Source organism: Methylobacterium sp. V23, assembly GCF_002917135.1.
Classification (GTDB): Bacteria; Pseudomonadota; Alphaproteobacteria; order Rhizobiales; family Beijerinckiaceae; genus Methylobacterium.
Window position 1 is genome coordinate 14,930 of the sequence record NZ_PDHT01000011.1, and the last position, 26,238, is coordinate 41,167.

Sequence of the window (26,238 nt, forward strand, 5' to 3'; positions counted from 1 at the left end):
AACGCTAGCAGTGGGGTCAGGTATGGCAGAGCAGCATAGACAAGCGGCGAAGGCGCGAGCGCTCGCGCAGACGCCCGAGCAGCGGAAGGCAGCCGCAGCAGCCGGTGCTGCAGCACGATGGGCAAAGGCGGAGCCAGATAGGGCGGAGTTGCCGCAAGCGGAGTTCGGTGACGATGCTCGCCCGATATCGATCGGCGACATCCGAATCCCCTGTTACGTTCTGGACGACGAAAGACGGGTTTTGACCTTCGGGGGCATGCAAGATGCTCTTAGCATGGCTAAGGGCGGCAGTATGGTTCCGGGGATGAATCGTTTCGAACTTTTTGTCTCGCGCGAGCGCATAAAGCCTTTTATCAGCAGTGAGTTGCTTGATCGAATCCGCAACCCAATCGTATTTTTATCGCCGAGCGGCAAGCGCTCTTATGGGTACGAGGCGGAAGTCCTTGTCGAGATCTGCGAAGCCGTCCTAACTGCTCGCGCATCTCCGGCGGGGCTGCAGGTACAGCAACAACAAATAGCTCATCAGTGTGAGCTAATCATGAGAGGGCTTGCGCGAGTCGGCATTGTCGCCCTTGTTGATGAGGCAACAGGATATCAAATATATCGCAAGCGCGATGCTCTAGCTAAGATCCTCGAAGCGTACATATCCAAAGAATTGCTGCCTTGGGCGCAAAGATTTCCACTGGAATTCTATGAAGGTATCTACAGGCTTCATAAGTGGGATGATCTTGATCCTGCAAGCAGAGCAAAGCCTGGCTACGTAGGTATGCTAACGAATGCCCTGGTTTACGAAAGACTTCCTGATGGCGTAATGCAGCAACTTAAATCACAAAATCCTGTGCAATCTAGTACCGGCAAGCGTAGGTTCAAACATCATCAGTTTTTGACCGATGACATCGGCAATCCACATTTAGAAAAACATTTAGCTAAAGTAATTGGCCTTATGCAGGCGTCAGACAGTTGGCTGGAATTTAAAAAATTGTTCAGAAAGGTCTTCAAGGTTGACGAAGACGAGGTGCCCCGTGGACGAGGTTCTATGAGAATTTGACGATCAATCAAAGGCGCTTTGAGATGGTATAGATCCCGATAGCGCTTTTGACTTGTCAGGCGCGCCTTCGCCGCTGAATAGGCCGGTGCACCCATGTCACAAGGGCGATGATCGAAACCTCGATCCGCCCGTCCTCGTCCTCAATCATGGATTCCAGGGCGGTCGGCCCCTGAGGGATGATGATCGGCTTTTGCCAGCGTGGATCATCTGAGTCGGGCCAGAGCTCCACATGGTTGCCCTGCTTCATGTAGCGCTTCGCGGTGCGTTGCCGGAGCAGCCCCGCGTTCCGACGCATCTCAACGACGACCAGGTCGTCCTCGGCTGGCTTGTAGCGGATGGCGATGGCATCGACACAAGCGAGGATGTCGCCGTCGATCGCTATGCGATTTAGCGACGAGCCACGAACGACGAGGCCGTATTGGTGTTCGCGCCGCCAGCGACTGTCTGGCTTTACTGGCACAGGATCGTAGGCGGGTACGTCAACGTGATCATCAGCCTCTAGCCATCGACCGGCTGCTACCTCGCCTTTGACAGGTAACGAGTCGTCTTCCTGCTCCGCTGTCTCTTCCTGCGCCTTCACAATGTCGCCTGAGACGCCATAGGCGAGCCACGCTGGATCAGCGCCAAGCGACTCGGCTAGCTTCTGCATCGTATCGAGCTTCGGAAACTGCTTGGGATTCGCCAACAGATCCTTGAGGGCTGTCTCGCTAAGCCCAGCATCCAGTGCGGCCTTGCGCACAGACTTACCTGTCGCCTCAAGGCGTTCTTGGATGCGGCTGACGAAGGGTCTTTCCATGGCGGGTATTATTACCCGCCTCTCGGCGTACCCTGAGGGGTATGTAGACCCTTGACCGGTGGGGTAAACATACCCTACTTCTAGGCCCATGACGGGCATTTCTTCACTCCTGGCAGTCGCGGACGCATACGGCGACGTGTGTTCGGTCCCGCAGTCGACAGTCTCCAAGCGGGCGCTGCAGGACAGTGCCCGTCTGGCTCAGTTGCGCAGTGGATCGTGCGACATCGGGGTGAAGCGCTTAGCGCGCACCCTGCAGTGGTTTTCGGACAACTGGCCTCTCTCGCGTGATGCTGACTGGCCGGCTGACGTCCAGCGCCCCGCGAAGTCGGTCGTACCGTCCGAGGCGAGCGCCGCGTGAGCGCCGCCCATCTCCTGCCGGTGAGCAAGTGGTTGTGGCTCGGGCTCCAAACCCGAAACCCGCAGGTTCGACTCCTGCCACCGGTGCCAGTTTCCCATCGCGCGGGGCTGAACCCGCCGATCGCGCCCGCTCTTCCTCACGGCTCCCACCGGAGCGGGCGCGCGTATTCCCGAGATCGCGCCCGTCGAGCTCTTGCTGCTCCGGTGCGTGAGCGTGCGGGCTGGTCCGACCCTCCCGGGGGATCGGCCCGCACGTCCCTGAATTCGCGTGATCGTCGTGGCCGCCAAGCTGTCGATCCCGCGTCTGTACTGCGTACTTCCCTCAACCTCCCGCACTTTGTCGCCCCTGTTGCTTCGATCTTCTTGAAGCACGGAGGACTGACCGAATGCGGTCAAAGTCGGGAGACGGTCGCGTGATGATCACGGCCGAACAGGCACTCGAACGCGCACGCTCGCCTCTGGCCGCTCTGGTGGCCGAACGCGAGCGCAGCGCGGGGTCACGGATGCGGGCCTACGGACTCGTCGGCGCGCCGCTCGGGCGCTCGGCGACTTGGGTCCGCAAAGTCCTCGGGCGGGCACCGGACGTCACGGTCGGACTGCACGACGCCCTCAACATCGCGACGCTCTACGCCCGCGTCTGCGCCCGCATCGAGGCCGCGGCCGACAAGGTCGAGGCCGGCAACAACGCCCTCCGTGAGGATCTCCATGCGGCTCTTCTTTCGGGCGCTGCGGCGCCTCCGTCTCGCGCTCCTGGAGCGGCTCACGCTGAAGCATCAGCTCCGCGCCGTCCAGGGCGACCGTCCGTACCGGCACTTGCCCCTGCGCATGCTCGATCGCGTGCGCCGCGGGTGCCGGCGGATCTGACCGACCTGCCGCTGTGGCAGGCCGCCCACCAGGAGGAGTGACCATGGTCGACGGGACAGAGCAGGCGCTGGCGTTCGCGGACAGCACCGCGCGCCCTTTCACGCCCACGCACGTCAGCCACAAGCAGGTCGAGGCGTACCCGCTGGTGCGGTTGGACCTCGACCCGAGCGACGAGCGCGGTCTGATCGCGATCGTCGACGATGGCGGGGCGCTCATTCCGATCAAGGTCCCGGCCGACATCACCGCGCGTGGTGTGCCCCAGGCCGGCAGCATGCTGGTCCGGTACGCACCCGATAAGGCGCACCCGGAGGGCTACCTCTCGTTCTCGCCTCGGGGCGCCTTCGATGCCGGCAATACTTCGCTCGGTCAGGCCGTGCGGGATCTCGCATTCGGTCAAGCAATCGCCGCGCTGAAGGCCGGCAGCCGCGTCGCGCGCGAAGGCTGGAACGGCAAGGGCATGTGGCTCTCGCTGAGCGGTCCCCTGCCCGGCCGGGAGATCGCCTTCGAGAACTTCTGGTCCTCGAACAACAGCGAGTTCGCGCGCCAGAACGGCGGCTCCGCGACCGTGCTGCCCTGCATCACCATGAAGACCGCCACCGGCGAGATCCTCATGGGCTGGCTCGCGTCCCAGACGGACATGCTCGCCGAGGACTGGTGCGTCGTCTGACGCCCGCCTGAGCGCTCCCCTTCACACCCTGCTTTACACTGGAGAACGCCCGTGTCCGCTTTCACGAAGAAGCCCGTCACCATCGAAGCCGTGCAGTTCCGCCTCGGCGAGATCCCCGGCGACGCCATGATCCACGAGGGGATCGTCGCCGGCCGCCTCGTGTTCGTCGAGGACGGCAGCTGCCAGATCACTACGACCGAAGGCACGATGACGGCGCGGGATGGCGACTGGATCATCCGCGGCGTCGAGGGCGAGTTCTACCCCTGCCGGGACTCGGTCTTCCAGGCGACCTACACCATCGCCTCACGCTCGGCGGATAGCAGCGGTGATCCGGCGCTCAGCCGCAACGAGGCCGACGCGATCGTCGAGAAATCGACGGCCCCGCGCGTCACGCTGGATGCGATCAAGGCCAAGATCGGTGACGTCGAGTACTTCCGCTCCGGCGTGCTGACGATCTGCATCATCACCATGCGGAACGGCTTCACCTTCGTCGGGAAGTCCGCCTGCGCCTCGCCTGAGAACTACGACCAGGCCGCCGGCGAGCGCTACGCCTACGACGACGCGGTCCGGCAGATTTGGGCCTTCGAGGCGTACCTGCTGCGCGAGACGCTCTCGGCCGTCGCCGCCTCGCTGCGCGGCCAGGACAATGCCGTCGAGGCCCCCAGCGCGTCCCAGGACCTGCGCTCCCGCGGCGAGCCCCGCGTCCCGCCGGCCGCCTAACCCCCGAAACAACACCGCCCGGAACCCTGCGCGGCAAGCAGGGTCCGGGCGGCATCGAGATCGGGCGTGGTGCCCGTGTGTGGAGAGAGACGATGGAAGCCACAAATACAGTCGAGATGCAAGCCGAGACCCTGTCTGGCGACATCCGCGATCAGTTCCTCGACGTGCTTCGAGGCTTAGACGAACCCTGGACCAAGCTTAGCGAACATCAGCAAAAGCGCGCCATCTCCAACATCGAGAAGCTCTCGCGCGACGTGGTCCGCGGGTCCGTCGACATCGTCGCCCAGACCGGCTTCGTGCACATGCTGGTTACCACGGGCGAGTGGACCGTGAAGGACGGCATCAAGCTCAAGGTCAACGCATCCGGCTCAGTCGAGGACATCACCAAGCTGGCCGAGCATGGCGGAGGTTCGGCCATCCTCGTGTTCGCCGATGCCGCCGCCTATTTCGGCCAGCGCGCCGAGGCCAAGGCCGACAAGGATCAGCCCGACCTCCCGATCGACGAGGACGGCGTCTTCCAACAGGAGACCGAGCTTAAGCTGAACGAGCTCAACCCCAACCCCGACGAGGGGGAGGCAGAGGGCGACGAGGCCGATGCCGATCAAGCGGAGACCGCAGGCGGCAGGCCTCGTCGGCGCCGTCGCACCGCTGCCGGCGACGACGCTCCGCCTGCGCCGGCCATGCCGGCCGACACGACCCGCACCGCTGTCGACGCCTGACCGGGAGCGCGAGCGGTGCCAGATCCCATCATCATCCGCCTGCCCGGCCCGCCCATGGGCAAGGGACGGCACCGGTCGCGCGTTGTCGTGGCGGCCGGTAAGGCGCCGCGTGCGCAGCAATACGCCGATCCGAAGACGCAATCCTACGAGGGCGCGCTGCGCATGGTGGCGAGTGCTGCCATGCGGGGGCGCGCCCCGCTCGCTGGCCCCCTGTCCGTGGCGGTCTACGCCTACATGCCGATCCCGAAGAGCTTCTCGAAGAAGAAGCGCGCCGAGGCCCTGGCCGGCCTCGTCCGGCCCGAGGTCAAGCCGGACTGGGACAACATCGCGAAGTGCTCCGACGCCTTCAACGGCATCGTCTGGGGCGACGACGCCTCCGTGGTCGAGGGCTTCGTCCGCAAGGCCTACGCCGAGATCCCTGCCCTGGTGTTCCGCATTGAGCCGGCCGCGCCGCTTGCCCAGGACCTCGCGTCATGACGGTGCGCATCCACGTCGGCGACGTCCGCGAGCAGCTGCGCGCCATGCCGGACGCCTACTTCGACAGCGTGGTGACCTCGCCCCCGTACTGGGGCCTGCGCGACTATGGCGTCGCGGGGCAGATCGGCCTTGAGCCGACGCTCGGCGAGCACCTTGCCGTCATGGTCGAGGTTTTCCGGGAGGTCCGCCGGGTGCTCAAGCCCCGCGGCACGCTCTGGCTGAACTACGGCGACTGCTACGCCGCGCACCCCAACGGACGGGCCGCTGCGGACGTGGTCGGCGACGACCGCACCTTCCGTGACAAGCCGTTCTCGACGGTCGGGCCGGTGCTTGAGCAGGGGCACTCAACCTCGCGCGGACAGAGGGGCGACGTCTTCCGCACCCGCTCGGCTCTACCGCCATCGGGGCGCGTGGTTGCCGGCGGGTACCTGAAACCGAAGGACCTCTGCATGATCCCGAACCGGCTGGCGATCGCCCTCCAGGACGATGGCTGGTGGGTCCGCTCCGAGATCATCTGGCACAAGCCGAACCCCATGCCCGAGTCGGTCTACGACCGGCCGACATCGGCGCATGAAAAGGTGTGGCTGCTCACCAAGGGCGAGGACTACTTCTACAACCACGAGGCCATCCGCGAGCCCGTCACGGGTGGGGCCCATGTGCGCGCAGCGGCTCGCGGCACCGATACCGGCGTGGGCTGGGGTCGCCTCGACAAGCTCGACCCCGATCAAGCGGACCGCGGGCGGAACCGCATCAAGCGACCCGGCCCGAACAGCCGGCAGAATGTTGATCGCACCCCGGTGTCCCGAAAGCTGGCGCAGCCGGGGAGCGGCACGAAGAACAACTCGAGCATGGACGCGGCTCTGGCCACGCTCAGCCTCTCCCCGCTCGAAACACGCAACGCCCGCAACGTCTGGACGATCGCGCCAAAGGCTTACCGCGAGGCGCATTTCGCGACCTTCCCGCCGGCCCTGGCCGAGCGCTGCATCAAGGCCGGCGTCCCGGCGCAGGCCTGCGCGTTCTGCGGCCACGCGCTGCCCCAGCCGAAGTGTGGGGGGCTCTGCGCCGGCCTGCCGGCGGTGCCCGGCCGCGTCCTCGACCCGTTCGGCGGTGCTGGGACGGTCGGGCTCGTCGCTGACGCGCTCGGCCTCGACGCCACGCTGATCGAACTGAATCCGGAATACGCGGAGATGTCCGCGCGCCGGATCGGAGCCGCTGCGATCATCGTCGGCGCGCCCGTCCCTGCCCTCCAGGCGGCGGAGTAGCGCGATGAATGTGATCGACCTTCAATCCGTTCGGGATGCCCGGGAACAAGCTGCGTTCGAGGCCTACGTGTCGGCCAAAGCGGTTGCGGATGAAACGCTGCGCATCCTCGACATGGCTGCGGCCGTGAAGGCCTGGAACGCCTTCGTGGAGCTGACATGCCCGACGGCGCGTGAGCAGGAAGGGCTCCTCGGATGACCGAGCTCTTCGATCCCGCAGACGCCTATGGCGCCGTCGTCCCGTTCACGCCCCGCGCGCCGAAGCCCACGCTCCCGGCCGTCAGCGTCGAGACCGAGGCCGCCCTGATCGGCTGCGTGCTCTGGCAGCCTCAGGTCTTCCCGCTGATCCAGCACCTCATCGCGCCCGAGCACTTCTTCGAGCAGACCCACGGTGCGGTGTGGGAGATCATCATGGCGGTCGCTGCCGCCGGTGACACGCCGAACCTGCTGAAGGTGAAGGCAGCGGCCGGGCCGAAGCTCATGGCCTGCGACCTCGGCGGCCAGACTGCGATGGAGTACCTGACGCGCCTCGCGTCGGACGGCTGCACGCCCGCCACGGCCGAGGAGTATGCCCGGACGATCCAACAGTACTGGCAGCTGCGCGAGCTGGCGATCGCCACCGTCGACGTGCGCGAGGGCGCCGGCTTCGTGCCCGGCCCGGCGCTGGAGCGCATCTACGCCCGGGTCGACGAGGTCCGCGCGTCGTTCGTGTCCCGCAAGAGCATGTCGGCGACGCTGGAGCAGGCTGGCGACGACCTGGTCGCGTCAATCCAGGCTGATCTTCAGGGAGAGGGCCGGAAGCTCCCGAGCTCGGGCCTAGCCCAGTTCGACCGGGAGATCGGTGGAGCCCCCCAGCCCGCGACCCTGATCACGGTCGCGGCCCGGACCTCGATGGGCAAGTCGGTGCTCGGCGTCGAGGTTGCAGCCTCCATGGCGGATCAGGGGTTCGCCTCGATCTACCATTCGCTGGAAATGTCCCGCCGGCAGGTCGCGGCCCGTGTCGCGGCGAGCGAGCTGGAGCGGCGCGGTGTCCGGATGCCGTTCGAGCAGATCCTGCGCCGCGGCGGGCTGAATCAGCGCCAGGCCGAGATCGTGGCCGGCACGCTCTACGAGCAGCGCGCCCAGCCCATGACGATCGAGGACGGCGGCGGGCGCACCATCGGCGACATCGCAGCCTCCTCGGACCGGCTGGCGAACCACTACGCCCGCAAGGGCATCCCGCTCGGCTGCGTGGTGATCGACCACGCCCACATTGTGAAGGCGTCGCGGGCCTACCGTCGCGAGGACGAGGGCCTGAAGGAAGTCGCGGACGGCGCCCTGGCGCTCGCCAAGCACCTCGATTGCCCTGTGTTCCTGTTGGCGCAGTGCAACCGCAACACTGAGGGGCGTGAGGACAAGCGCCCGCAGCTCGCCGACATCCGCGGGGCCGGCGCCTTCGAGGAGAACTCGGACGCCGTCGTCTTCCTCTACCGGGCCTCCTACTACATCGAACGGTCCCAGGCCTTCCGCGACGGCGACCCGACCGCGCAGGACGACTTCGAGCGCGTGCGGCACGACCTCGAACTGATCATCGACAAGAACCGGGCCGGCCGCGCGAACCAGGTCGTGCGCGCCTGGATAGACCCGGCCCTCAACGCGATCCGCAACAGGCAGCAGCCATGACCGTGCAGCCCCTCGTTCCTGCGCACGTCGACCTGCGCGATTTCCCCTTCATGCCGCTTGAGGTCTCACGCCTGCGGGACTCCTCCATCGTGGATGAGATCACCGGAGACGAGTTCCGGGCGGCCATTCTGCTCTGGTGCGCCTCGTGGCACCAGGTCCCGGCTGGTTCGCTCCCGAAGGAAGCCCGGCAGCTCTCGAAGTTCGCGGGCTACGGCCGGGTCGTGGCCGAGTGGGACAAGGTCTCGGCCGGCGCCCTCTACGGCTGGGTCGAGTGCTCCGACGGGCGGCTCTACCACCCCGTGATAGCCGAGAAGGCTATCGAGGCCTGGGAGAAGAAGCAGGAGTTCGCCACGCGCGAGTCTCAGCGCAAGGAGCAGGCAGCCAAGGCGGCCGGTGCGCGCTGGGGCAAGAAGGATCCCGCACCAGAGACGCCTCCGGAGGGGGATGACCCAAGCTCGGGGGGCAAGAATGCCCGAGCAATGCCCGAGCAATGCGCGAGCATGCCGGGAGCATTGCCGAAAGGGAATAGACAGGGACAGGGACAGGGAGAAGGAACCGCGCATCGGCGCGGGCAGCCGCCGGCCCAAGGCACGGACGAACTCGGACCTTGGTTACGATCCCTCGTCGGCCAGGAACCGGTGCTAGTCGCCCAGGACATCCACGTCATCGAACGGCTGCTCGCCGAGGATTCGACGCGGGCCGACGTCGAGGCCGGGATCGCGGCGGCCATGGCGACGAAGGATTTCCGGCCCCGCCGATGGCAGCAGCTCGTCGGCTGGATCAAGGGCGCGACCAAGGATCGGCTCGAAGGGGTCGCCAAGGCCGGGCCGCGATCCGTCGCCAAGCCGCCGGCGACGCCGGAGCAGGACCGGCGGAATCGGCTCGCCAAGGCCACGGCCTATTTCCGGGGCGAGTGGCGACAGGGCTGGCCCGACGAGTTCCTGCCCGGCCATCCAGCCTGCACCACCCCGCCAGACGTGATCGCCGAGGCTCGGGCCGTCGCCGAGCGGGATCTGCCGGATGCGAGGAGCGCTGCGTGAGCATTGCTGCCGCATTGCCCCAGGATGCCGAGCGCATCGTCGAGCATTGGCGTGCCGGCGTCCTGTCGGTGCCGCCGCACTATCCGCCCTGCCAGGGCATGACCGCTGCGGGTTGGCCGGATGTCCACGCTGGGATGATCGAGTTCCTCGACACCTGGGGCGTCGAGGCGGTTCACCTCGGGTTCGGCACTCGGGCGCTATTCGGCGTCCATCGGCTCGCTGCCGCGTTCCGCGTGGATGCCACCGGCGCCCTGGTGAACGTCAACCACATGCCGGTGGCGTCGATCGAGCCCGGTATCATCCGGTTCACGAACGGCCTCGTGAACCGCGGCATGACCAACCCGGCCGATTCCATCTCCCTCTGGGAGTTCGTGAGGAGTGCCCGCGCGCGTGCTGGCTGAAAGCCCGTTCCGTCTTGAAGGCCCCGATCCACCGACCTATCCGCCCCGCTTCAGCCATCGACAGGCCGTGGCCTGGATCATCTCAGGGCTGACCGACAAGCCCGCCCACCCGGACTTCGGCATGTCGCCGCTGGACACCCGGATGCGCCGCCTCGTGGAGCGTGAGATCCCGGACCGGGAACACCGCGAGCAGCTGAAGGCCTGGTGCCGGGCACAGATGGACGAAGGCGCGTTCCGCGAGTCCTGCCGGCTGCGGGGTTGGAACCGGACCTCCGCGCTCCGCCACGTTGACCTCGCGCTCGCCCATTTGTTCCTGGTCATGATCCACCAGCGTGGCGACGTGACATAACCCGAACGAGGACCCTGCCTGGTAATACTCAGAAGCGGGATCAGGGTGCACAACTTAGGATTCAGGCTGGGCAGCAGATGGCGATCTGTTAACCTGCTGTTTACCACGTTCCCACGTTCATACCGAACTCAACTGCGGGTTAAGCTCGACCGCTAAATATGATGTGCATGGAACTCGATCGGCAGCATACGGCGATGCCACGGCGCACTCGATATCGCACTCCAAGCGATATGCGTACGATCGGCTTGCCTACATTGCTTGAGCAGGTCCACCGCCCAGCCCTCGAACCCAAGCAACTCGATTTTCTAAGTTCCGCAAAACAGTCTGGCATCGCGACTATCTACTATTCTGGCGACCTTGGCGTTCTTAACCAACGTGCTGTCTCAATCGTAGGAACGCGCGAAGTCAGTGATGAAGGGCGTCGACGGGCTCGGAAGCTGGCCCGCGAGTTGGTCGCTGCTGGGGTGACTGTCGTCAGTGGGCTGGCGAAGGGGGTAGATACGGCTGCCTTGTCAGCAGCTCTTGAGGTTGGTGGGCGGACCGCCGCCGTGATCGGTACCCCCCTCGACAAGGCTTACCCCGCAGAGAACGCCTCTCTCCAGGAGCAGATCTACGGCGAGCACTTGTTGCTGACCCCGTTCGCGATCGGCGAGGCTACCTTTCGAGGCAATTTCCCCAAACGCAATCGAGTCATGGCTGCTGTTTCTGATGCTACCGTGATCGTTGAAGCTTCCGACACGTCTGGGACACTACATCAGGCGGCAGAATGCGGGCGCTTGGGCCGGTGGCTGTTCATCATGCGTTCCGTCGCTGATGATCAGTCGTTGTCCTGGCCTCGGAAATTCATCGACAAGCCGAAGGTAGCTGTTATCTCTTCAACACAGGAAATTCTCGACGCCATAGAAAAATGACAGCCCTCCAGGTTCACACGTGCTGCCAGTACCTCACCGCCGGCGGCGACTGGAGGAATATAGACCACAACGCGAGAGTGATCATAAAAGCTGTCAAAGGCGAAGATTTCAACGGCTACTTCGATGCTAAGATTGGCGGAAAAACGACCCGGTTGAGTTCTGCTAATAAAGATGTTGGCCTGCAAATCGCTGGCGAGGTCGTAGCCAGCAAGCTTGTCGAGCTGATCCAAGCGCCCGTGACCCTAGTTCCTATCCCAAATAGCGCTGCCTGGATCGGTGGCGACCATAATTTTAGAACACTCCTACTTGCGAATACCATAGCTCATCATTCGGCCGGCAAAGCCATTGCATTGCCAGCCTTACTTTGGTTGACCGCCAAGGAAAAGCAGCATCAGCAGGGCGGCTACCGGCATGCAAACCACTTCACGGAAAAGTTGGCGATTGTTGCCGCGCCTGAGACCCCTGTCGTGCTTATCGACGACGTCATCACGTCCGGCTCGCAGATGCTTGCCGCAACGTACATCCTTCGCAATGCCGGCATAGAAGTTTTGTTCGGGATGGCAGTTGGAAAGACGACGGCCGTTCAAACTCCCAATGCACTGCAGTGGGTGGAAGAGAAGATCGAACAGATGATTATATGATGTGCGGCTCTTGTGCTCGTTCAACCGATCTTGACATCTGTGCCAACCCCGCCCGATCCGCGATTTAGGCCCGGCGATCCAGATCGGTCCTGCACAGGGGCACCACCGTGACCGCGTCGGCCAAAAAGTCCGCCAGCACCACCCGCACCGCCAAGACCCGCGCCACCAGCGCCCGCCGCCGTCCGGTCAGCCTCGCGCCAGTCATGGCACGCGATACCGAGATCCAGGTCGGTACCGCCTCGGTTCGCGATCCCTACGACCCCTCGACCTTCATCAGCACCACGGTCAACCGCAAGGTCGACCTCCTCGCCACCGAGCGCAGCGCCGGCCGGATCACCGAGGCCCAATTCCTCGTCGGCCGCACCTTGCAGATGCTCTGGGAGAAGCAACTCGGCGTCCGCTCGGGCGGGACCTGGGACAGCACCACGTCGAACGCAGGCTCAAACCAACTCGCCGTCTCCCACGCCTTCACCATCGAGGACGTCCGGATGCTCGGCCGGATCGAGACGGCCCGCCTCGTGAAGGCCTCCAACGAGCGCGCAGCTCGTGTGATCGGCGAGGCCGGCGTCCACTTCCTCCGGGCGATCCTCGCCGAGGGCCACAGCTTCAAGAGCTACGCCGAAGCCCGAGGCCGCGCCGCCGACTGGCGCGCCATCTCCGACATCACCCGGCGCTTCCGCTGGCTCCTCGAAGAGCTGACCGAGGCGCAGCACACCGCACGGGCCCCAGGCGCGGCTCCGATCCGGGACGGGTACGCTGCTCAGGCCGACGATCTGGCCGACCGCCTGCTCCGGTCTGCTGCCCTTGCAGCTGCGCAGGAGTCCGACGCCGCTGCGATTTAGACAAGCATCCCGGGTCAGTTTGCGATTTTGCGCAAGTTGGCATGGTCGCTGATGCCCGTTGCGCCTCACGGGCAAAACGCGTAGGAAACCTAAGTCGCACGACACGCGCCCGGGGCTCACAGCCGCCGGGCGTTTGCATGTCTGGACCCCTTCCCCAGCTTCAGCGTTGCCAGAGCGTGACGCGGACGGGCCTCCCTGACATGATCGGCACCCGATGATGACGGATCGCGAACGCGCCGAGCAGGTCGCCGACCTGCTTCGCATGGCCGACCGGCTCCGGGTCCCGGGCCATCGCCACACCGTCGACATGGTCATCGAGTCCCAGGACGAGATCCGCGCCGGGCTCCGCCGGCTCTACCGCGACCTGACCGGCCACGAGCTGCCCCGCGAACCCGCGCCGCGCCGCTCGGTCCTCGCCTCGTTCAGCCCCGGATCGATCGCCGGCACCCGCGCCACCGTGGCGTTCCGGGGTCGGCCTCGGGTGCTCGCCGCGCGGGCCTGATCGGCTCCGAAACGCAGCAATATCCGAATTACCAAGACTATTCGGATTTTGTATCAAACGAAGCCGGCATCGTCCGAAATAGCTGAGCGTTTTGAGGGGCTTAGTTATGCTGGCTGGCTCCAAGCGCACGTCCCGCATTCGGGCCAGAATAAAAACCCAGGAGGCCGAGAAGGCGGTCATCGCCACTCGGGCGGTAGCCTACCTCCGGGTCTCAACCGACGAGCAAGCGGCCAACGGTTTCGGCCTCGAAACACAGGAACGCGCTCTCCGCGCCTTCGCCGAAAGCCAAGCCTACGAGCTGGTCGAGTTGGTGACAGATGCCGGTGTTTCCGGCGCGACGAAGCCGAATGAACGTCCTGGGTTCAGTCGGGTGTTCGAGCTGGCGGAGGCCAAGGCCTTCTCCATCCTGCTCGTCTACAAGTTCGACCGGCTCGCCCGCGAGATCCGGTACGCGGTCACCACGGTGGCCGACCTCGCCGAGCAACACGACATCGGCATCCGGTCGGTGACGGAGCCGATCGACACCGCGACCCCGATGGGCCGCACGGTCTTCGCGATCCTCGCCGGCATGGCCGAGAGTGAGCGCTTCACGATCCGCGACCGCACCGCCGGCGGGAAGCTCTCGAAGGCTGGTCGCGGCGGCTTCGCGGGAGGCCGGGCGCCTTACGGCTATGAGACGGACAAGGCCGGGCACCTGGTCATCGTCCCGGATCAGGCGGTCGTGGTCCGCAGGATCTTCCGCGAGCGTGGCCCGGCACACCGGACGAAGCGCACGCTCCAAGCCATCGCCGACGGCCTCAACGCCGATCGCATCCCTTCACCCACGGGCAAGACGTGGACGGCCGGCGGCGTCGGCTACCTCCTCGACAACCCGAAATACCGCGGCGCGGTCGAATACCTGTTCTCGTGGACGGGGGTCGAACAGCACGTCCTGCAGCCAGGCGCACACGCCGCGATCATCGGCTGAACGAAGGTCCCGACATGCGCGCTCTCCTCAAGTTCATGATGTTCTTCTCGGGCATCACGCGCATCGCTGTGTCGGTGACTGGCCTGAGCCTGATCTGGAACGGTCGGTTCGTGGAGGGAGCTGCCCTGGTCGCCGCTGCGGCACTCTGCCGGATCAGCCTTGATCTGAGCATGCACCGCGTCGGCCTCCGTACCACCAGCGACATGGCCCTCGTGGATCGGATCATCGCCGACGTCCGGAAGGCATGACCGCCCGGCCCGACTGGACGCTCGCCCAGGCCGTCCAGGCCCAGCGCGATCTCAAGCGCGACCCGGCCGCTGCCGCCTACTGGATCCTGATCAAGGCCCGCCGCGAGGCGGAGGCTCGGAAGGCGCGGATCGCATGAACGCCGTCACGCTTTCCCGGCGCCTCGCCGGCCTCGCCCTCACGGTCAGCCAGGGCCGGCCCACCGCCGCGCACTGGGTCGCCGCCATGGCCCTCGCCGCCCAGGCCCATCCGGTCCCGGGCCACATCCGCGAGATCGTGTTCACCGCCGGCCGCGCGAGCGTCCGCCTTCACCCGCTCAAGGCCACAGCATGAAATCCGCCGACGCACGCTCGCCCGTCGCCGCCCTCAAGGCGCGCGTCACCGAGATCGACCACGCCGTGTTCGACAAGGGTCGCCTACCCACCGTCGCCGAGTGGAGCGAGGTCGCCGAGATGGTCGGCAAGCTCGACCTGCCGGCGGGCGAGGTGCTGGCGCTGCCTGCTCCGGCGCGGCCTGACAACCTGATCCGTGTCGACTTCAAGCGGAGGGTCCGCCTGTGACGTACCTCGCCCTGCTCCGCCGCCTCGTCGGCAAGCCTGCGACCATCCCGCCTGTGACGACGACCGTCGTCCACCGCGGCGAGACCATCCTCTCGAACGGGACTGGACGCTGACATGACTGGATTTCTCCTCGGCATGGCTGGCGCGGCTGTCCTCGTGGTGGCGGTGGCCGCCGCACTGGCGGTCGGCTTCCTCGTGCTCATGGCCTTCGCGGAAGGGTTCAAGCACTGATGCTGGCCGCCGCCATCCTGATGCTGACTGCGCCTGCCGCCCCGCCGGTGCCGCCGTCGCCTCCGAAGCTGCCGCCCTTCCTGATCATTCTGCCGGACGAGCCCCGCCTCCATGCGACGCGTCGGCCGACCTCGCCAACGGTGCACTGATGGATCGCGCGATCATCCTCCTGGTCTGCCTCGTCCTGCTGATCGGCGTGCCGTACAGCTCGGCCGACGCCGAGACCATCGGCTACCGCGTCGAGGCGCAGGCCTGCGCCGGCACCGTCTGCCGTCAGCTCGCGCCGTCGCCCCGCACCTGGGCCGGCCTCTACGCCTGCCAGACTCGCGCCGCGAACCTGGAGCGGTTCGGCCTGCCGGGTGACGCCCGCGCGATCCGCGCCCGTTGCGCCGCCGTCGTCGGCATGCCGCGCGCCTGATGCTAATCCGGCCGCGCCCGCCCGAGGACCTGATCGGCGCCGAGGGCGCTGTCACCGAGACCCCGGTACGCCCCGCGCCCGACCTGCTCGACTGGATGCGCGCGACATTCATCGATGAGGACGCGCTGTTGCTGAACGAGGATCACGCCCACCTGCGCGAGGCGCGGCTTGGCGTGCTCTGGTGTGCCGTCCCGAACGCCCGCCAGGGCAACGCGGTGGTCGGCATGTGCGAGACGACCGCCTTCATGGGCAACCGCTGGGCCAAGGCGCGCTTCGAGCAGCAGGTCACCGGGTGGTTCGGCACGATGCCGCACTTCCTGCTGACCTTCGACGCCGAGTACGCCGCCCAGTGCGACGATGCCACGTTCTGCAGCCTGGTGGAGCACGAGCTCTACCACGCTGGCCAGGAGCGCGACCCCTACGGCGCCCCGAAGTTCCGGAAGGATGGATCTCCGGCCTTCACGATCCGCGGCCACGACGTCGAGGAGTTCGTCGGCGTGGTGGCGCGGTACGGCACCGGCGCGGCGGCGGGCCAGACCGCTGCCCTGGTCGCGGCGGCCAACCGGGCCCCGATCATCTGCGAGGCGGAGATCGCCGGCGCCTGCGGGACCTGCGGGCGCTCCTTGACCGGAGCCTGACGGAACCATGTCCGAAGCTGTCCTGTCCGACGCGGTGAAAACCTTCATCGTTCAGAGCCTTGCGTGCTGGGACTCGCCCTCGACCGTCGCGAAGGCCGTCAAGGATCAGTTCGGCGAGACGATCACGCGCCAGGCCGTCCAGTACTACGACCCGACGAAGGTGGCCGGCGCCGGCCTCTCCGAGGAATGGCGCGCACTGTTCGCCAGCACCCGGGAGGCCTTCCTCGACGATCAGGCGAGCATCGGCGTCGCCCATCGCGTCACCCGCCTGCGTCGCCTGGAAGGCCTGATCGACAAGGCCGAGGGCCAGGGCAACGTCGCGCTCGCGGCGCAGCTGCTGGCTCAGGTCGCCAAGGAAGTCGGCGACGTGTTCACGAACCGGCAGCGGATTGATGCAAGCCACACCGTCCGCAGCCACGAAGACGCTCTCGGGGATCTTGAGTGAGCGCGAGCTCGCGATCCGGCAGAAGCTGAAATCCGACTTCGAGCACTACGCGCCGCGGTGCCTGCGCATCCGGACCAAGTCGGGCAAGATCGTCCCGTTCACGCTGAACAAGGCGCAGCGCTACATCCACGCCCGGCTGCAGGAGCAGCTGCTCAGCACGGGCAGCGTCCGGGCCCTGATCCTGAAGGGCCGGCAGCAGGGCGCCTCGACCTACATTGGCGGCCGGTTCTTCTGGCGTACCAGCCACAACCGCGGCGTCCGAACCTTCATCCTGACCCACCAGGAGGACTCGACCGCGGCGCTGTTCGAGATGGTGTCGCGCTACCACGAGCACTGTCCGTCGCTGGTGCGGCCCTCCGCAGGGGCGGCCAACGCCAAGGAGCTGCTCTTCGACCGCCTCGACAGCGGGTACAAGGTCGGCACGGCGGGCTCGAAGGCGGTCGGGCGCGGCAACACGCTCCAGTTCTTCCACGGCTCCGAGGTCGGGTTCTGGCCGCACGCGCACAGCCACGCGTCGGGCATCCTTCAGGCCATCGCGGACGAGCCCGGCACCGAGGTGATCCTCGAAAGCACGGCCAACGGGGTCGGGAACTACTTCCACCAGCAATGGCGGAAGGCGGAGCGGGGCGAGTCCGAGTTTCAGCCGATCTTCGTCCCGTGGTTCTGGGATGACGGCTACCGGAAAGCTCCGCCCCCGGATTTCGCGCTCTCCGCCGATCCGGACGAGCAGGGCGAGTCCGAGATCGACTACGCCGAGGCGCACGGCCTCGACCACGAGCAGATGTTCTGGCGCCGCCGCAAGATCGCGGACCTCGGCGAGTCCCTGTTCCGGCAGGAATACCCCGCCACGGCGGCCGAGGCTTTCCAGATGGCGAACACCAACGGGCTGATCAGCGCCAAGCTGGTCATGGCCGCCCGCAAGCGCACCGTGGAGCCCTCGGGCCCCCTCGTGTTCGGCTACGATCCGGCCCACCAGGGCGGCGATCGCCATGCGCTGGCCAAGCGCCGCGGACGCAAGGTCCTCTGGGCCGGCGGCAAGCCGGGCATGTCGATCCCGGAAAGCGCGAACTACGTCGCGGGCCACATCGACCGGGACAACCCGGTGAAGTGCTTCATCGACGTGACGGGCGGCTACGGCGCCGGCGTCTACGACATCCTGGTCGAGCGCGGCTACGGCTCGCCCGGCCGGGGCATCGTTGTCCCGGTCAACTTCGGCGGCGCCCCGATCCAGGATGAGCGCTACTCGCCCACCACCGGCGAGAAGCTGCCAGGCCCGCTTAACCGGCGCGCCGAGATCTGGCTCAACTCGCTCGAATGGCTTGAGGACCCGGCCGGCGTCGACCTGCCGGACGAGGACGAGATCCAGGCCGACGCCTGCTCCACCGGCTACGGCCACAACTCGCGCGGCCAGGTGCAGCTCTGGTCGAAGGAAAAGATGCGCGGCATGGGCATCCCCTCGCCTGACCTCTGGGATGCCGTCGCGCTGACCTTCGCCGAGCCCGTGGTCGACGCCGCTCCGCTCGTGATCAAGACCGGCGCCCGTCGCGCCGGCGGTTGGATGGGTGCCTGATGGCCGCGAAGCAACCACGTCGCCCCGCCAAGCCGTCGTCGGCGAAGCCCGAGCCGAAGGAGGCTCCGGCGATCGACAAGGTGATCGAGGTCGCCATGAAGCGCTGGCTTCGGGCGGACGACGCCGACAAGGTGAACCGCGACAAGGCCTACGAGGACCTGGAGTTCGTCGAGGTCGAGGGCGCGCAGTGGACCAAGGAGGCGAAGCTCGCCCGCGAGGGCCGGCCCTGCCTGGAGTTCGACCGCCTCGGCACGTCCATCCTGCAGATCACCGGCGACATCCGGCAGATGCGGCCCGCGATCAAGGTCGTGCCGGTCGACAGCCGCGGCGACGTGAAGACGGCCGACACCATCGCCGGCATGGTCCGGTACATCGAGAACCGCTCCGACGCGCCTGCGGCCTACTTCGCGGCGGCGGACCACCAGGTCACCGCCGGCATCGGCCACTGGAAGGTGATGACGGAATACGGCTCGGACTCGACGTTCGAGCAGGAGATCCGCATCGCCCCGATCCCGGACGGCATCGGCGTGCGCTGGGACCCGGACGCGATCCTGCCGACCCGCGAAGACGCCAAGTTCTGCTTCGTGCCGGTGGACCTGACCCGCGACGTGTTCGAGGAGACCTACCCGGACAAGGTCGCGGCGGAGATCGGCGACAGCCGCCTGTCCGACCTCGGCCTGAACGAGTGGGCCACGACCGACGTTGTGCGCACGGCCGAGTACTACACCAAGACCCCGGTGCAGAAGACGCTCGCCCTGATGCCGAACGGCGAGATCCTCGACCTGACCGACGAGGACGACGACGAGTACGACGAGAAGCTGGCGCGGGCCAACGCGGCCGGCGCCCGCATCGAGAAGCGCCCGGGTCACAAGGTCGAGCGCTACGTCATCAGCGCGACCGAGATCCTGGAAGGGCCCGACCTGATCCCGGGCCGGTTCATCCCGATCGTGCCGGTGATCGGCATCGAGACCGTCATCGGGAAGCTGCGCACGCGCCGCGGCGTGGTCCGCAAGGCGAAGGACGCGCAGCGCGCCTACAACTATGCCCGCTCGACCCAGACCGAGGTCGTGGCGCTCCAGCCCAAGGCCGGCTTCGTTGGTACGGTGGAGCAGTTCAGGGGCTACGAGCACATCTGGTCGACGGCCAACACCGAGGCCCACCCGTTCCTGCCGTACAACCCGGACCCGAAGACCCAGGTCGCGCCACAGCGTCAGACCCCGCCCGTCGCCTCCGCCGGCCTCGCCGAGCTGACCCGCGAGTCCGCCGAGGACATCAAGGCGGTGACCGGCATCTACGACGCCTCGCTGGGTGCTCGCTCGAACGAGACCTCGGGCAAGGCGATCCGCGCCCGCCAGCAGGAGGGCGACGTCGGGTCCTACGTCTACATCGTGAACTTCAGCCGGGCGATCCGGCACACCGGCGCGATCGTCACCAGCATGATCCCCTTCATCTACGACACGGCGCGCACGCTCCGGATCGTGGGCGAGGACGGCAAGGTCGACCTCGTCGACATCAACAAGCCGGAGGGCGTCGCGCTCGACGGCGAGGCCGAGACCACCCGGAACGACGTCACGGTCGGGGCCTATGACGTCGCCATGGAGATGGGGGCCTCGTACACGACCCGGCGCGAGGCCGCGCTCGACGGCATGATCTCCCTCGTCCAGGCCGCGCCCGACGTCGCTCCGCTGGTGCTCGACCTCCTGGCCAAGGCTCAGGATTGGCCGATGGCGGACAAGATCGCCAAGCGCATCCGCACCATGCTGCCGCCCCAGATCCAGGCCGAGGAAGCGCAGGAGAGTGGCGAGCCTCCACCGCCACCTGTGCCGCCCTCGCCCGAGCAGCAGGCTGCGATGCAGGCTCAGCAGCGGCAGGAGCAACTAGAAGCGGCCAAGCACCAGCTCGAAGGCGCCAAGATCGAAGTGGAGCACCAGAAGCTCCAGGCCGAAATGGCGAAGATCCAGGGCGAGGTCCAGAAAGCCGTGCTCGAGCACGAGGCCCGCATCGCCGAGGCCAACCGCCCGGCGGAGGGCGCTGCCGGCGCACCGGTCGAGGATCCGCGTGTCGACGCCATCGCCGGCGCGCTCCAGCACCTGTCCGACCTCGTCTCGATGCTGATGGAAGAGATGACCCCACCGGCCGAGGCACAGGCACCCGATCCTGCTGCGCAGAGCGGCCCGCCAGGGCTGCCGGACCTGATACCGGGCCAGCTGCCCGCCGAACCAATCGAGGCGCCTCAGGGCGCCTTTTCTTTTGACCCGAGCGCGATGGGTCAGCCCGCCGCTCCGATGATGAGCTGATCGCCATGGAACGCGCCTTTCGAGCGGTCCCGAATGGGACCATCCGCCTGACAGCCGTCACGGTCGCCGGTGCGGCCGGCTATGCCGTCGGCTCGTCCTGGATGGTCCCAGGCACGGGCGATATGTGGCGCTGCCGCTCCGCTGCCGTCGGCGCCGCGCGGTGGGTCAAGATCGATGTTGCCGACCACCCTGGCTACAACGTCGGCAGGTTCTTCACGCCGTTCGGGCAAGGCGCTCCGGTCGCCGGCATCACACAGCTCGTCGGCACGATGTATCTCAGCTACGGGGTCATCAAAGAGCGCATCACAGTCTCGCAACTACAGGCGCGCGTCACGACGCTGTCGGCTGGCGGTAATATTCAGCTCGCCATCTACAACTCAGACCCATCGACGCGGCGTGTCTCAACGCTGGTGGCGAAGACCGGAAACCTCTCTACAACGGCGACCGGCGCCGTTGCCGGAGCGTTCACCGGCGGAGACGTGACGCTGGAGCCGGGCGGCTACTGGTTCGCCTGCATGGTCGACAATGCTGTCTGCGTCTTGCTCGGTAACGGCACGACCTCGTTCAACCACCTGTCGTTCTATGGCTCGACCAACGGGCTTGGAGCCTCGCAGGCGGCGCAGCCCGCCGGCGTCCTGATCAGCGGACAGACGTTCGGCACATGGCCGGATGACGTCACGGCGCTCAACCACTCCGAGGCGACCAGCCGCGTGTCAGCGATGGCCTTCCTCGTGGCGAGCGTTCCGTAAGCTTCACGGGCGGCGCTTCAGCGCACAACCCCGCCCACCATCGCATCCCGGCCGAACGGAGACAGCCATGCCCACTGAGAAGTATACGACCGCCCGCAAGATCACGCCTGGTCAGCTCGTCCGCTCCGGTCGCGGTGTGATCATGTCCTGCAAGGTTGAAGGCGTCGTGACGCTCATCATGCAGGATGGCTCGCTCCTCGAAACCTACTGTTTCCAGGGCACCTCGCCGCTCGACGACATCGGTGTCGTCGGCGTGGACGGCCCGAGCACGACTGCCACGGTGACGGTCAGCGTCGTCGACTGAGATCGCCCCGCCTCCCTGACCTGCCCGGCCCGCCCTAACACGGCGGGCTTTTTCGTGCCCGAAGGATACCGCCGTTATGGGTTTCAGTTCGCCGCCGGTGAAGCCGTCGCAGCTTCAGCCGTTCCCACCCCTCCCGCGGCTTCTGCGCCCGACGCTCATCCCGGCGCTGCACCTCACGCAGTTGGCGGCGGCGATTGCGAGCAATGCGGCATCGGCCAGCGGTGGTACGCCGACGATCACGTTCTGCGGTGACAGCACCAGCACAAAGAACGCGAATAACGCGGTCGCTCAATCCGAAAACCTGTTCGGTCAATTCATGCGACGTATCCGGGAGGATTATCCGGGCGTCTCCATCCGCTTCAACGATCGCGGCATTGGCGGCTCGACGTGGAACGACCTTAAGGGCATCCCGAACTTCGCGGGCGGGATCACTCCGCCGTCTTGGTACACTGTGCCGTCGCAGCCGTGGCTACAGACCTACGTCAAGCCGAACGCTGGGATTGGAAATCCTGGACCTGACGTTCTCGTGATCCCCATGGGCACCAACGATAGCTATTTTATTGCTCTTTCTAACATCCGCACCGTTCTGGATATTATCGCTAATACGTCAACCTTCCCGATCACGCCCGACATCATCTTTGTTACGCCCCATGGACGCACTCCGAACAATGGGGATCTGTCGCAGAATGGTTATCAGATGGCGTCCGGGCTTATGCGGTCCATTGGCATCGCTGGGCCGACCTCTACTGGATCGACGCTGTTCACGAAGCGGATCGGCGTTATTGATCTAGGCCGCATGGATGCAATGTCGCGTCTCGGGTTCGATCCGTGCGTGCAGTATCTCACGCGAAAGATGACGGCGCAATCTGGCATTACTGCGTTCCCGTTCGCGTTCGCGCAGTGTGATGGCGACTTCGACTTACAGCTAACCTTTCCTGCCCAAGCGTCAACACTGTTCGGCTCAAGCAATGCGATCACGATTTCGGCCGGCCCGTCAACGGCAGGAGGCAGCGAGCTTTGTAGGGTTCGATTTTCCCTCAATCCCACAAACATTATTGCTCAATACCTTTATGGCCCCTATCAGTCGACAGTATCGGCGAATGCGCCGATCGGTACTGGCAACGTAACCTTCCGCGTTTCGTGCAAGCAATCCCATCTTATCGTTGAGGCAAACGGGGTCATTCTCCTCGATCAGCTCGTCGCGCGTCCTGGGGGCTATTTTCAGCCCACCCTAGCCATGACAGTGCCGCCGACTGGCGCCTCTATGACAGTGGACGCCTACTCGGCCGGGAGCTGCATCGCGACGCAAAAGACCCTCACGGATGCGCAGATGTGGGGCGGCCAGATTATCGGCGGGAATGGGAGCCCGATCGACGGCAACGCGATCAATCACGAAAGCAGCTACGGCGCTGCTCTCACCATAGCTGCTGCCCTTGAGGCCGTTCGATTTGTCTAAAGCTGGCATCGCTGCTCGGCTCTAAGCACATCGGCCGGGCCGCTTTCATAGCGCCCGGCCCAACTCGTTTCAGGACAACCCTTCACCCCAGGCCGCCCCTCACCGGGCGGCTTTTTCTTTGCGCTCACAAACGCGCACACCCCGGAGACCTGACATGATCAAGACCACGCCGCTCCCGGCGCGCTACGGCGCAGACATCACCGCTCCGAAGCCGGGCTATGTGCCCGTGCTCATCGAGCACTTCGCCAAGCATGTCGACCAGAACCGCTACAACAAGCCCACCAAGACGGGCGCCTTCGACACGACGTTCTTCTGGGGTGCGCGCACGCTCGGCACCAACGGCGAGCAGCAGTTCTACATCGACCGCGACATGGAGTTCGCTGACGGCCTGAAGCCAGGCCTCAGCCCTTTCGGGCGCTGCTCGAAGGACAAGGGCGTGACCATCACGGCGTGCGCGACGCCCGACAGCATCAAGCACAAGGTCGCGATGCCCTACGTCTCGGGCCTGCTCACGACCTATCACTCGTTCGCCTTCACCTATGGCTACGTCGAGATCCGCGCCAAGCTGCCGAAGGGGGCCGGCCTCTGGCCCGCGCTGTGGCTCTTGAACCGCGCGACGGGATCTAAGGGCGGCGAGATCGACATTATCGAGACGCTCGGCCAGCAGCCCGACTACTTCATGTCCACCCTGCATTGGGACAGCAACGGCGACGGCACGGTCGACGGTAAGCACCTCCTGGTGCGCACGAAGACGAACGACCTCTCGGCCGACTACCAGACCTATGGGCTCGACTGGAACGAGCACGAGATCGCCGTCTACCTCAATGGGGTGAAGCTCGGCAGCGTGGCGACGCCCGAGGCGTTCAAGGCGCCGATGTACCTCCTCATGAACCTCGCCGTGGGCGGATGGGCCGGCAAGCCCGATCCGGCCGCTTTCCCGGCCGAGATGGCGATCGAGTACGTGCGCGTCTGGCAGGATCGCAAGGCGCAGCGGAACTACAAGGGCGCCGAGCTCGCCGCGAATGGCGCTTTGCCCACTAAATAGCTGGCTGGGCCGACCGATCCCCTACCGCTACTTCGGCAAGCTCATTTCCAAGTTCCTGAAGTGCCATCCTTTAGGTTGAATGGGTATCAGAACTCTCCGGAAAGAGGCAGCCGAGGTGGCGGAACACCCCGAAAAATCTAATGTTACTGGCGCGCGTTGGTCAGCAGGATTTTAGATCAAGGAACTACTAGTAAGTAACTACATGGGTAAATCGACCACCGGCAATCGCATTACCCAGCTGATCCGTAAGTTCGACTGGAAAACAGCCAGTGAATGTTTTCAATGCTATCTCGCGAAAGGCGGTTTTATCAGAATCAGTGCCTTGTAGCTGAGCGTAGGTTACCGCCGTTTGACCAAATAGGCTTCCATCGCGTCGGACACTATATTTTATTCTGAGTGATGAACCCTTTGAACCTACTGGCGCGTCAGGGATGCGTGAGCAGGCTACTAACGCTTGATGAAGTTCGTTCAAGGTATTGATAGGCTTACCCTGAGCGCTCGTAATCCACGAACAAAACAGTAAAATCGGAATAAACCTCCTGCTCATCTTGTAACCTCCATTTGATGAGATCAACACCAGACGGCCGTCATGACCGCCCTCTTATTGAATAGTATTATTGCACTCGCAAACGGCCGAGCTGCCGACCAAAGATCAACCGCTGATCCATCCTTCTCCTGGACGGGATTACCGATGCGCTCGCCACGCCAAATTCATGTGGCTTGAGCGTAATCGGTCTATGAGGCCAGATGAGTATACAGCCACCATGTCGATGCGAGGATAGTCCCGCACCAAGCGACGGTAGCGACAAAGCCGAGAAGCAATCCAGCAAGGATCATCCACTCTCGCCAGTCGCGGGTGTCTCGCAACTGAACAGCATCTGTCTCGATACGCATCAATCCGACCTACCGCGCTTGTTCTGAAATTTCTCAGTGCAAGCTGCCGGCCGCTTGGTAGCGCTTGACCTCACGGGCATTCTGCGCGCAATAGCTACCTGTCGCGAGACGCGTGGGCCGCATCGGCCCTGCTTGCGCCAGCCCCCATTTCAGACGTGCCCGCCGACCGATCGGCCCTCGACGCACGTCCGCTCCTCTTCACGCAGGCCAGTGCATGACGCGCAGGCCGCGATGATGCCCGCACCCGCTCCTCACCAGGGCGGGTTTTTTCATGGACGAACCACATGGACGAGGACCTGATCGTGCTGGGCGCGCAGGCGGAAACGCCAGCGGCAGGTGGCGAGGTCTCGGACGCGACCGCAGCTCCGGAAGGCCAGCAGGCCGAAGGCGCCGAGGTCGTACAGCCAGGGACAGAGCAGGCCGAACCGGCCGCCGACGCTCCGAAGCCTGATGCCCCGAAGGGCGAGGGCGAAGAGGACGGCGACGCGGAGAAGCCGAAGAAGCGCTCCGGCATCCAGCGGATGCAGGACCGTATCGCCCGACTCGAAGCCGAGCGCGCCGAACTCCTGAGCCGCAATGCGCCGACGGGCGACAGTGGCGACCGGAAGGCGGCCATCGAGAAAGAGATCGGTGCACCCCCGAAGGAAGCCGACTTCGAGGATTATGCCGCGTTCGAGGATGCCAAGGCGGACTATCGTCTGTCCAAAGCCCTCGCCGAGCAGCGCCTGAACGAGCGGGACGCCCAGGCGTCGCGCAGCCAGGCGCAGGCCCGGGAAGCGGCGATCGAGGCCTTCCATGACCGCATGGACGATGCCCGGGAAGCCATCCCGGACTTCGACAAGGTCGTGAAGGCCGCCGCGAACCGTGATGTGAAGCCCCACGTCGAGGAGCTGATCGTCGAAAGCGAGAAGGGTGGGCTGCTTGCCTACTACCTCGCGAAGACCCCCGCTGAGCTGGCTCGGCTCAACGGGATGAGCCCCATCCAGGCCGCGAAGGCCGTGGGTGCGCTCGAAGCACGCCTGACCCTGGCGAAACCCAAGAAAGCCACCCAAGCCCCCGCCCCCGCAAAGCCGGTCGCTGGTGGAGCTGCGCCCTCGTCTCCCGATGCGGAGCTCGATGCGTACCTCGCCAAGACCTACGGCCGAAGCGGGCGCTAACCGGAC

At 65.6% G+C, this 26,238-nt stretch carries 33 protein-coding genes and 1 tRNA gene; 33 read left to right on the plus strand and 1 reads right to left on the minus strand.

Features of this window, described 5'->3' with window-relative positions:
• Positions 1 to 22 precede the first annotated feature (22 nt).
• Positions 23 to 1,048, plus strand: a complete 1,026-nt coding sequence (locus CRT23_RS12180) for a P63C domain-containing protein (protein WP_103709905.1) — start codon at positions 23 to 25, stop codon at positions 1,046 to 1,048.
• A 55-nt stretch (positions 1,049 to 1,103) separates the two neighbouring features.
• Here CRT23_RS12180 and CRT23_RS12185 read toward each other — a convergent pair whose 3' ends face one another.
• The gene (locus tag CRT23_RS12185; RefSeq protein WP_103709906.1) at positions 1,104 to 1,844 is read right to left on the minus strand and encodes a LexA family transcriptional regulator; all 741 of its coding nucleotides are present in this window, start codon (positions 1,842 to 1,844) and stop codon (positions 1,104 to 1,106) included.
• A 374-nt stretch (positions 1,845 to 2,218) separates the two neighbouring features.
• On the opposite strand from CRT23_RS12185, the gene CRT23_RS12195 reads away from it, so the two are divergent.
• The 32 genes from CRT23_RS12195 to CRT23_RS12340 all read left to right on the plus strand — a co-directional run bounded on the left by CRT23_RS12195 (position 2,219) and on the right by CRT23_RS12340 (position 26,232).
• Positions 2,219 to 2,291, plus strand: a tRNA-Trp gene (locus CRT23_RS12195).
• Between the two features lie 326 nt (positions 2,292 to 2,617).
• Positions 2,618 to 3,106: a hypothetical protein gene (locus tag CRT23_RS12200; RefSeq protein ID WP_103709908.1), complete on the plus strand. Its 489-nt coding sequence runs from the start codon at positions 2,618 to 2,620 to the stop codon at positions 3,104 to 3,106.
• Positions 3,107 to 3,108: 2 nt separating this feature from the next.
• Entirely contained in the window at positions 3,109 to 3,732 is a 624-nt protein-coding gene (locus CRT23_RS12205) for a DUF2829 domain-containing protein (RefSeq protein WP_103709909.1), read from the plus strand.
• A 51-nt stretch (positions 3,733 to 3,783) separates the two neighbouring features.
• Positions 3,784 to 4,452, plus strand: coding sequence for a Gp49 family protein (locus tag CRT23_RS12210; protein ID WP_245436165.1), 669 nt, complete (start codon positions 3,784 to 3,786; stop codon positions 4,450 to 4,452).
• A 92-nt stretch (positions 4,453 to 4,544) separates the two neighbouring features.
• Complete coding sequence (locus CRT23_RS12215) at positions 4,545 to 5,171, plus strand: hypothetical protein (RefSeq protein ID WP_146056368.1); 627 nt, start codon at positions 4,545 to 4,547, stop codon at positions 5,169 to 5,171.
• A gap of 15 nt (positions 5,172 to 5,186) precedes the next feature.
• Positions 5,187 to 5,648: a RusA family crossover junction endodeoxyribonuclease gene (locus CRT23_RS12220; protein ID WP_103709911.1), complete on the plus strand. Its 462-nt coding sequence runs from the start codon at positions 5,187 to 5,189 to the stop codon at positions 5,646 to 5,648.
• A complete protein-coding gene (locus tag CRT23_RS12225; RefSeq protein ID WP_103709912.1) occupies positions 5,645 to 6,910 on the plus strand; it encodes a site-specific DNA-methyltransferase in 1,266 nt (421 codons plus the stop codon). The genes CRT23_RS12220 and CRT23_RS12225 overlap by 4 nt, the downstream gene beginning before the upstream one ends.
• Before the next feature lie 4 nt (positions 6,911 to 6,914).
• A complete protein-coding gene (locus CRT23_RS12230; RefSeq protein ID WP_103709913.1) occupies positions 6,915 to 7,106 on the plus strand; it encodes a hypothetical protein in 192 nt (63 codons plus the stop codon).
• Positions 7,103 to 8,569, plus strand: coding sequence for a DnaB-like helicase C-terminal domain-containing protein (locus tag CRT23_RS12235; RefSeq protein WP_103709914.1), 1,467 nt, complete (start codon positions 7,103 to 7,105; stop codon positions 8,567 to 8,569). The genes CRT23_RS12230 and CRT23_RS12235 overlap by 4 nt, the downstream gene beginning before the upstream one ends.
• Positions 8,566 to 9,609: a DUF1376 domain-containing protein gene (locus tag CRT23_RS12240; protein WP_103709915.1), complete on the plus strand. Its 1,044-nt coding sequence runs from the start codon at positions 8,566 to 8,568 to the stop codon at positions 9,607 to 9,609. The genes CRT23_RS12235 and CRT23_RS12240 overlap by 4 nt, the downstream gene beginning before the upstream one ends.
• Positions 9,606 to 10,010, plus strand: coding sequence for a hypothetical protein (locus CRT23_RS12245; protein WP_146056369.1), 405 nt, complete (start codon positions 9,606 to 9,608; stop codon positions 10,008 to 10,010). The genes CRT23_RS12240 and CRT23_RS12245 overlap by 4 nt, the downstream gene beginning before the upstream one ends.
• Entirely contained in the window at positions 9,988 to 10,359 is a 372-nt protein-coding gene (locus CRT23_RS12250; RefSeq protein ID WP_146056370.1) for a hypothetical protein, read from the plus strand. Before CRT23_RS12245 ends, CRT23_RS12250 begins: the two co-directional genes overlap by 23 nt.
• Before the next feature lie 167 nt (positions 10,360 to 10,526).
• Positions 10,527 to 11,270 carry a DNA-processing protein DprA gene (locus CRT23_RS12255; RefSeq protein ID WP_245436167.1) on the plus strand — a complete coding sequence of 248 codons (744 nt, stop codon included), beginning with the start codon at positions 10,527 to 10,529 and terminating at the stop codon, positions 11,268 to 11,270.
• A complete protein-coding gene (locus CRT23_RS12260; protein WP_103709919.1) occupies positions 11,267 to 11,911 on the plus strand; it encodes a hypothetical protein in 645 nt (214 codons plus the stop codon). Before CRT23_RS12255 ends, CRT23_RS12260 begins: the two co-directional genes overlap by 4 nt.
• 107 nt (positions 11,912 to 12,018) lie before the next feature.
• A complete protein-coding gene (locus CRT23_RS12265; protein WP_103709920.1) occupies positions 12,019 to 12,753 on the plus strand; it encodes a hypothetical protein in 735 nt (244 codons plus the stop codon).
• A gap of 214 nt (positions 12,754 to 12,967) precedes the next feature.
• Positions 12,968 to 13,255, plus strand: a complete 288-nt coding sequence (locus CRT23_RS12270) for a hypothetical protein (protein WP_103709921.1) — start codon at positions 12,968 to 12,970, stop codon at positions 13,253 to 13,255.
• A 106-nt stretch (positions 13,256 to 13,361) separates the two neighbouring features.
• On the plus strand, positions 13,362 to 14,222 hold the full coding sequence (locus CRT23_RS12275; RefSeq protein ID WP_103709922.1) for a recombinase family protein: 861 nt from the start codon (positions 13,362 to 13,364) through the stop codon (positions 14,220 to 14,222).
• A gap of 14 nt (positions 14,223 to 14,236) precedes the next feature.
• Positions 14,237 to 14,470 carry a hypothetical protein gene (locus tag CRT23_RS12280; RefSeq protein ID WP_103709923.1) on the plus strand — a complete coding sequence of 78 codons (234 nt, stop codon included), beginning with the start codon at positions 14,237 to 14,239 and terminating at the stop codon, positions 14,468 to 14,470.
• Positions 14,467 to 14,607: a hypothetical protein gene (locus CRT23_RS28465; protein ID WP_181017331.1), complete on the plus strand. Its 141-nt coding sequence runs from the start codon at positions 14,467 to 14,469 to the stop codon at positions 14,605 to 14,607. The genes CRT23_RS12280 and CRT23_RS28465 overlap by 4 nt, the downstream gene beginning before the upstream one ends.
• Positions 14,604 to 14,801: a hypothetical protein gene (locus CRT23_RS12285; RefSeq protein WP_103709924.1), complete on the plus strand. Its 198-nt coding sequence runs from the start codon at positions 14,604 to 14,606 to the stop codon at positions 14,799 to 14,801. Before CRT23_RS28465 ends, CRT23_RS12285 begins: the two co-directional genes overlap by 4 nt.
• Positions 14,798 to 15,028 carry a hypothetical protein gene (locus CRT23_RS12290; protein ID WP_103709925.1) on the plus strand — a complete coding sequence of 77 codons (231 nt, stop codon included), beginning with the start codon at positions 14,798 to 14,800 and terminating at the stop codon, positions 15,026 to 15,028. Before CRT23_RS12285 ends, CRT23_RS12290 begins: the two co-directional genes overlap by 4 nt.
• Before the next feature lie 230 nt (positions 15,029 to 15,258).
• Positions 15,259 to 15,408 carry a hypothetical protein gene (locus tag CRT23_RS28470; protein ID WP_181017332.1) on the plus strand — a complete coding sequence of 50 codons (150 nt, stop codon included), beginning with the start codon at positions 15,259 to 15,261 and terminating at the stop codon, positions 15,406 to 15,408.
• Entirely contained in the window at positions 15,408 to 15,677 is a 270-nt protein-coding gene (locus tag CRT23_RS12295) for a hypothetical protein (protein ID WP_103709926.1), read from the plus strand. The genes CRT23_RS28470 and CRT23_RS12295 overlap by 1 nt, the downstream gene beginning before the upstream one ends.
• Positions 15,677 to 16,315 carry a putative metallopeptidase gene (locus CRT23_RS12300; protein WP_103710030.1) on the plus strand — a complete coding sequence of 213 codons (639 nt, stop codon included), beginning with the start codon at positions 15,677 to 15,679 and terminating at the stop codon, positions 16,313 to 16,315. Before CRT23_RS12295 ends, CRT23_RS12300 begins: the two co-directional genes overlap by 1 nt.
• A gap of 7 nt (positions 16,316 to 16,322) precedes the next feature.
• Positions 16,323 to 16,760: a DUF2280 domain-containing protein gene (locus CRT23_RS12305; RefSeq protein WP_103709927.1), complete on the plus strand. Its 438-nt coding sequence runs from the start codon at positions 16,323 to 16,325 to the stop codon at positions 16,758 to 16,760.
• Positions 16,753 to 18,330: a hypothetical protein gene (locus tag CRT23_RS12310; RefSeq protein WP_103709928.1), complete on the plus strand. Its 1,578-nt coding sequence runs from the start codon at positions 16,753 to 16,755 to the stop codon at positions 18,328 to 18,330. Before CRT23_RS12305 ends, CRT23_RS12310 begins: the two co-directional genes overlap by 8 nt.
• Positions 18,330 to 20,627, plus strand: a complete 2,298-nt coding sequence (locus tag CRT23_RS12315) for a portal protein (protein ID WP_103709929.1) — start codon at positions 18,330 to 18,332, stop codon at positions 20,625 to 20,627. The genes CRT23_RS12310 and CRT23_RS12315 overlap by 1 nt, the downstream gene beginning before the upstream one ends.
• Before the next feature lie 5 nt (positions 20,628 to 20,632).
• Entirely contained in the window at positions 20,633 to 21,376 is a 744-nt protein-coding gene (locus tag CRT23_RS12320) for a hypothetical protein (protein WP_103709930.1), read from the plus strand.
• Between the two features lie 67 nt (positions 21,377 to 21,443).
• Positions 21,444 to 21,680, plus strand: coding sequence for a hypothetical protein (locus tag CRT23_RS12325; protein WP_103709931.1), 237 nt, complete (start codon positions 21,444 to 21,446; stop codon positions 21,678 to 21,680).
• 76 nt (positions 21,681 to 21,756) lie between these two features.
• Positions 21,757 to 23,136, plus strand: coding sequence for a hypothetical protein (locus tag CRT23_RS12330; RefSeq protein WP_103709932.1), 1,380 nt, complete (start codon positions 21,757 to 21,759; stop codon positions 23,134 to 23,136).
• Between the two features lie 154 nt (positions 23,137 to 23,290).
• Positions 23,291 to 24,181 (plus strand): glycoside hydrolase family 16 protein, encoded by an 891-nt coding sequence (locus CRT23_RS12335; RefSeq protein ID WP_103709933.1) that lies wholly within the window; start codon positions 23,291 to 23,293, stop codon positions 24,179 to 24,181.
• A gap of 1,178 nt (positions 24,182 to 25,359) precedes the next feature.
• The gene (locus CRT23_RS12340) at positions 25,360 to 26,232 is read left to right on the plus strand and encodes a hypothetical protein (RefSeq protein WP_103709934.1); all 873 of its coding nucleotides are present in this window, start codon (positions 25,360 to 25,362) and stop codon (positions 26,230 to 26,232) included.
• Positions 26,233 to 26,238 lie beyond the last annotated feature (6 nt).

Excerpts from the sequence above, each read along its gene's own strand:
- CRT23_RS12270 (WP_103709921.1), top strand. The coding sequence starts at position 12,968 with ATGATGACGGATCGCGAACGCGCCGAGCAGGTCGCCGACCTGCTTCGC.
- CRT23_RS12240 (WP_103709915.1), top strand. The coding sequence starts at position 8,566 with ATGACCGTGCAGCCCCTCGTTCCTGCGCACGTCGACCTGCGCGATTTC.
- CRT23_RS12300 (WP_103710030.1), top strand. The coding sequence starts at position 15,677 with ATGCTAATCCGGCCGCGCCCGCCCGAGGACCTGATCGGCGCCGAGGGC.
- CRT23_RS12305 (WP_103709927.1), top strand. The coding sequence starts at position 16,323 with ATGTCCGAAGCTGTCCTGTCCGACGCGGTGAAAACCTTCATCGTTCAG.
- CRT23_RS12180 (WP_103709905.1), top strand. The coding sequence starts at position 23 with ATGGCAGAGCAGCATAGACAAGCGGCGAAGGCGCGAGCGCTCGCGCAG.
- CRT23_RS12335 (WP_103709933.1), top strand. The coding sequence starts at position 23,291 with ATGATCAAGACCACGCCGCTCCCGGCGCGCTACGGCGCAGACATCACC.
- CRT23_RS12340 (WP_103709934.1), top strand. The coding sequence starts at position 25,360 with ATGGACGAGGACCTGATCGTGCTGGGCGCGCAGGCGGAAACGCCAGCG.
- CRT23_RS12185 (WP_103709906.1), bottom strand. The coding sequence starts at position 1,844 with ATGGAAAGACCCTTCGTCAGCCGCATCCAAGAACGCCTTGAGGCGACA.
- CRT23_RS12225 (WP_103709912.1), top strand. The coding sequence starts at position 5,645 with ATGACGGTGCGCATCCACGTCGGCGACGTCCGCGAGCAGCTGCGCGCC.
- CRT23_RS12230 (WP_103709913.1), top strand. The coding sequence starts at position 6,915 with ATGAATGTGATCGACCTTCAATCCGTTCGGGATGCCCGGGAACAAGCT.
- CRT23_RS12280 (WP_103709923.1), top strand. The coding sequence starts at position 14,237 with ATGCGCGCTCTCCTCAAGTTCATGATGTTCTTCTCGGGCATCACGCGC.
- CRT23_RS12290 (WP_103709925.1), top strand. The coding sequence starts at position 14,798 with ATGAAATCCGCCGACGCACGCTCGCCCGTCGCCGCCCTCAAGGCGCGC.
- CRT23_RS12205 (WP_103709909.1), top strand. The coding sequence starts at position 3,109 with ATGGTCGACGGGACAGAGCAGGCGCTGGCGTTCGCGGACAGCACCGCG.
- CRT23_RS12215 (WP_146056368.1), top strand. The coding sequence starts at position 4,545 with ATGGAAGCCACAAATACAGTCGAGATGCAAGCCGAGACCCTGTCTGGC.
- CRT23_RS12315 (WP_103709929.1), top strand. The coding sequence starts at position 18,330 with ATGGCCGCGAAGCAACCACGTCGCCCCGCCAAGCCGTCGTCGGCGAAG.
- CRT23_RS12285 (WP_103709924.1), top strand. The coding sequence starts at position 14,604 with ATGAACGCCGTCACGCTTTCCCGGCGCCTCGCCGGCCTCGCCCTCACG.
- CRT23_RS12320 (WP_103709930.1), top strand. The coding sequence starts at position 20,633 with ATGGAACGCGCCTTTCGAGCGGTCCCGAATGGGACCATCCGCCTGACA.
- CRT23_RS28465 (WP_181017331.1), top strand. The coding sequence starts at position 14,467 with ATGACCGCCCGGCCCGACTGGACGCTCGCCCAGGCCGTCCAGGCCCAG.
- CRT23_RS12275 (WP_103709922.1), top strand. The coding sequence starts at position 13,362 with ATGCTGGCTGGCTCCAAGCGCACGTCCCGCATTCGGGCCAGAATAAAA.
- CRT23_RS12325 (WP_103709931.1), top strand. The coding sequence starts at position 21,444 with ATGCCCACTGAGAAGTATACGACCGCCCGCAAGATCACGCCTGGTCAG.
- CRT23_RS12255 (WP_245436167.1), top strand. The coding sequence starts at position 10,527 with ATGGAACTCGATCGGCAGCATACGGCGATGCCACGGCGCACTCGATAT.
- CRT23_RS28470 (WP_181017332.1), top strand. The coding sequence starts at position 15,259 with ATGCTGGCCGCCGCCATCCTGATGCTGACTGCGCCTGCCGCCCCGCCG.
- CRT23_RS12235 (WP_103709914.1), top strand. The coding sequence starts at position 7,103 with ATGACCGAGCTCTTCGATCCCGCAGACGCCTATGGCGCCGTCGTCCCG.
- CRT23_RS12200 (WP_103709908.1), top strand. The coding sequence starts at position 2,618 with ATGATCACGGCCGAACAGGCACTCGAACGCGCACGCTCGCCTCTGGCC.
- CRT23_RS12330 (WP_103709932.1), top strand. The coding sequence starts at position 21,757 with ATGGGTTTCAGTTCGCCGCCGGTGAAGCCGTCGCAGCTTCAGCCGTTC.
- CRT23_RS12295 (WP_103709926.1), top strand. The coding sequence starts at position 15,408 with ATGGATCGCGCGATCATCCTCCTGGTCTGCCTCGTCCTGCTGATCGGC.
- CRT23_RS12260 (WP_103709919.1), top strand. The coding sequence starts at position 11,267 with ATGACAGCCCTCCAGGTTCACACGTGCTGCCAGTACCTCACCGCCGGC.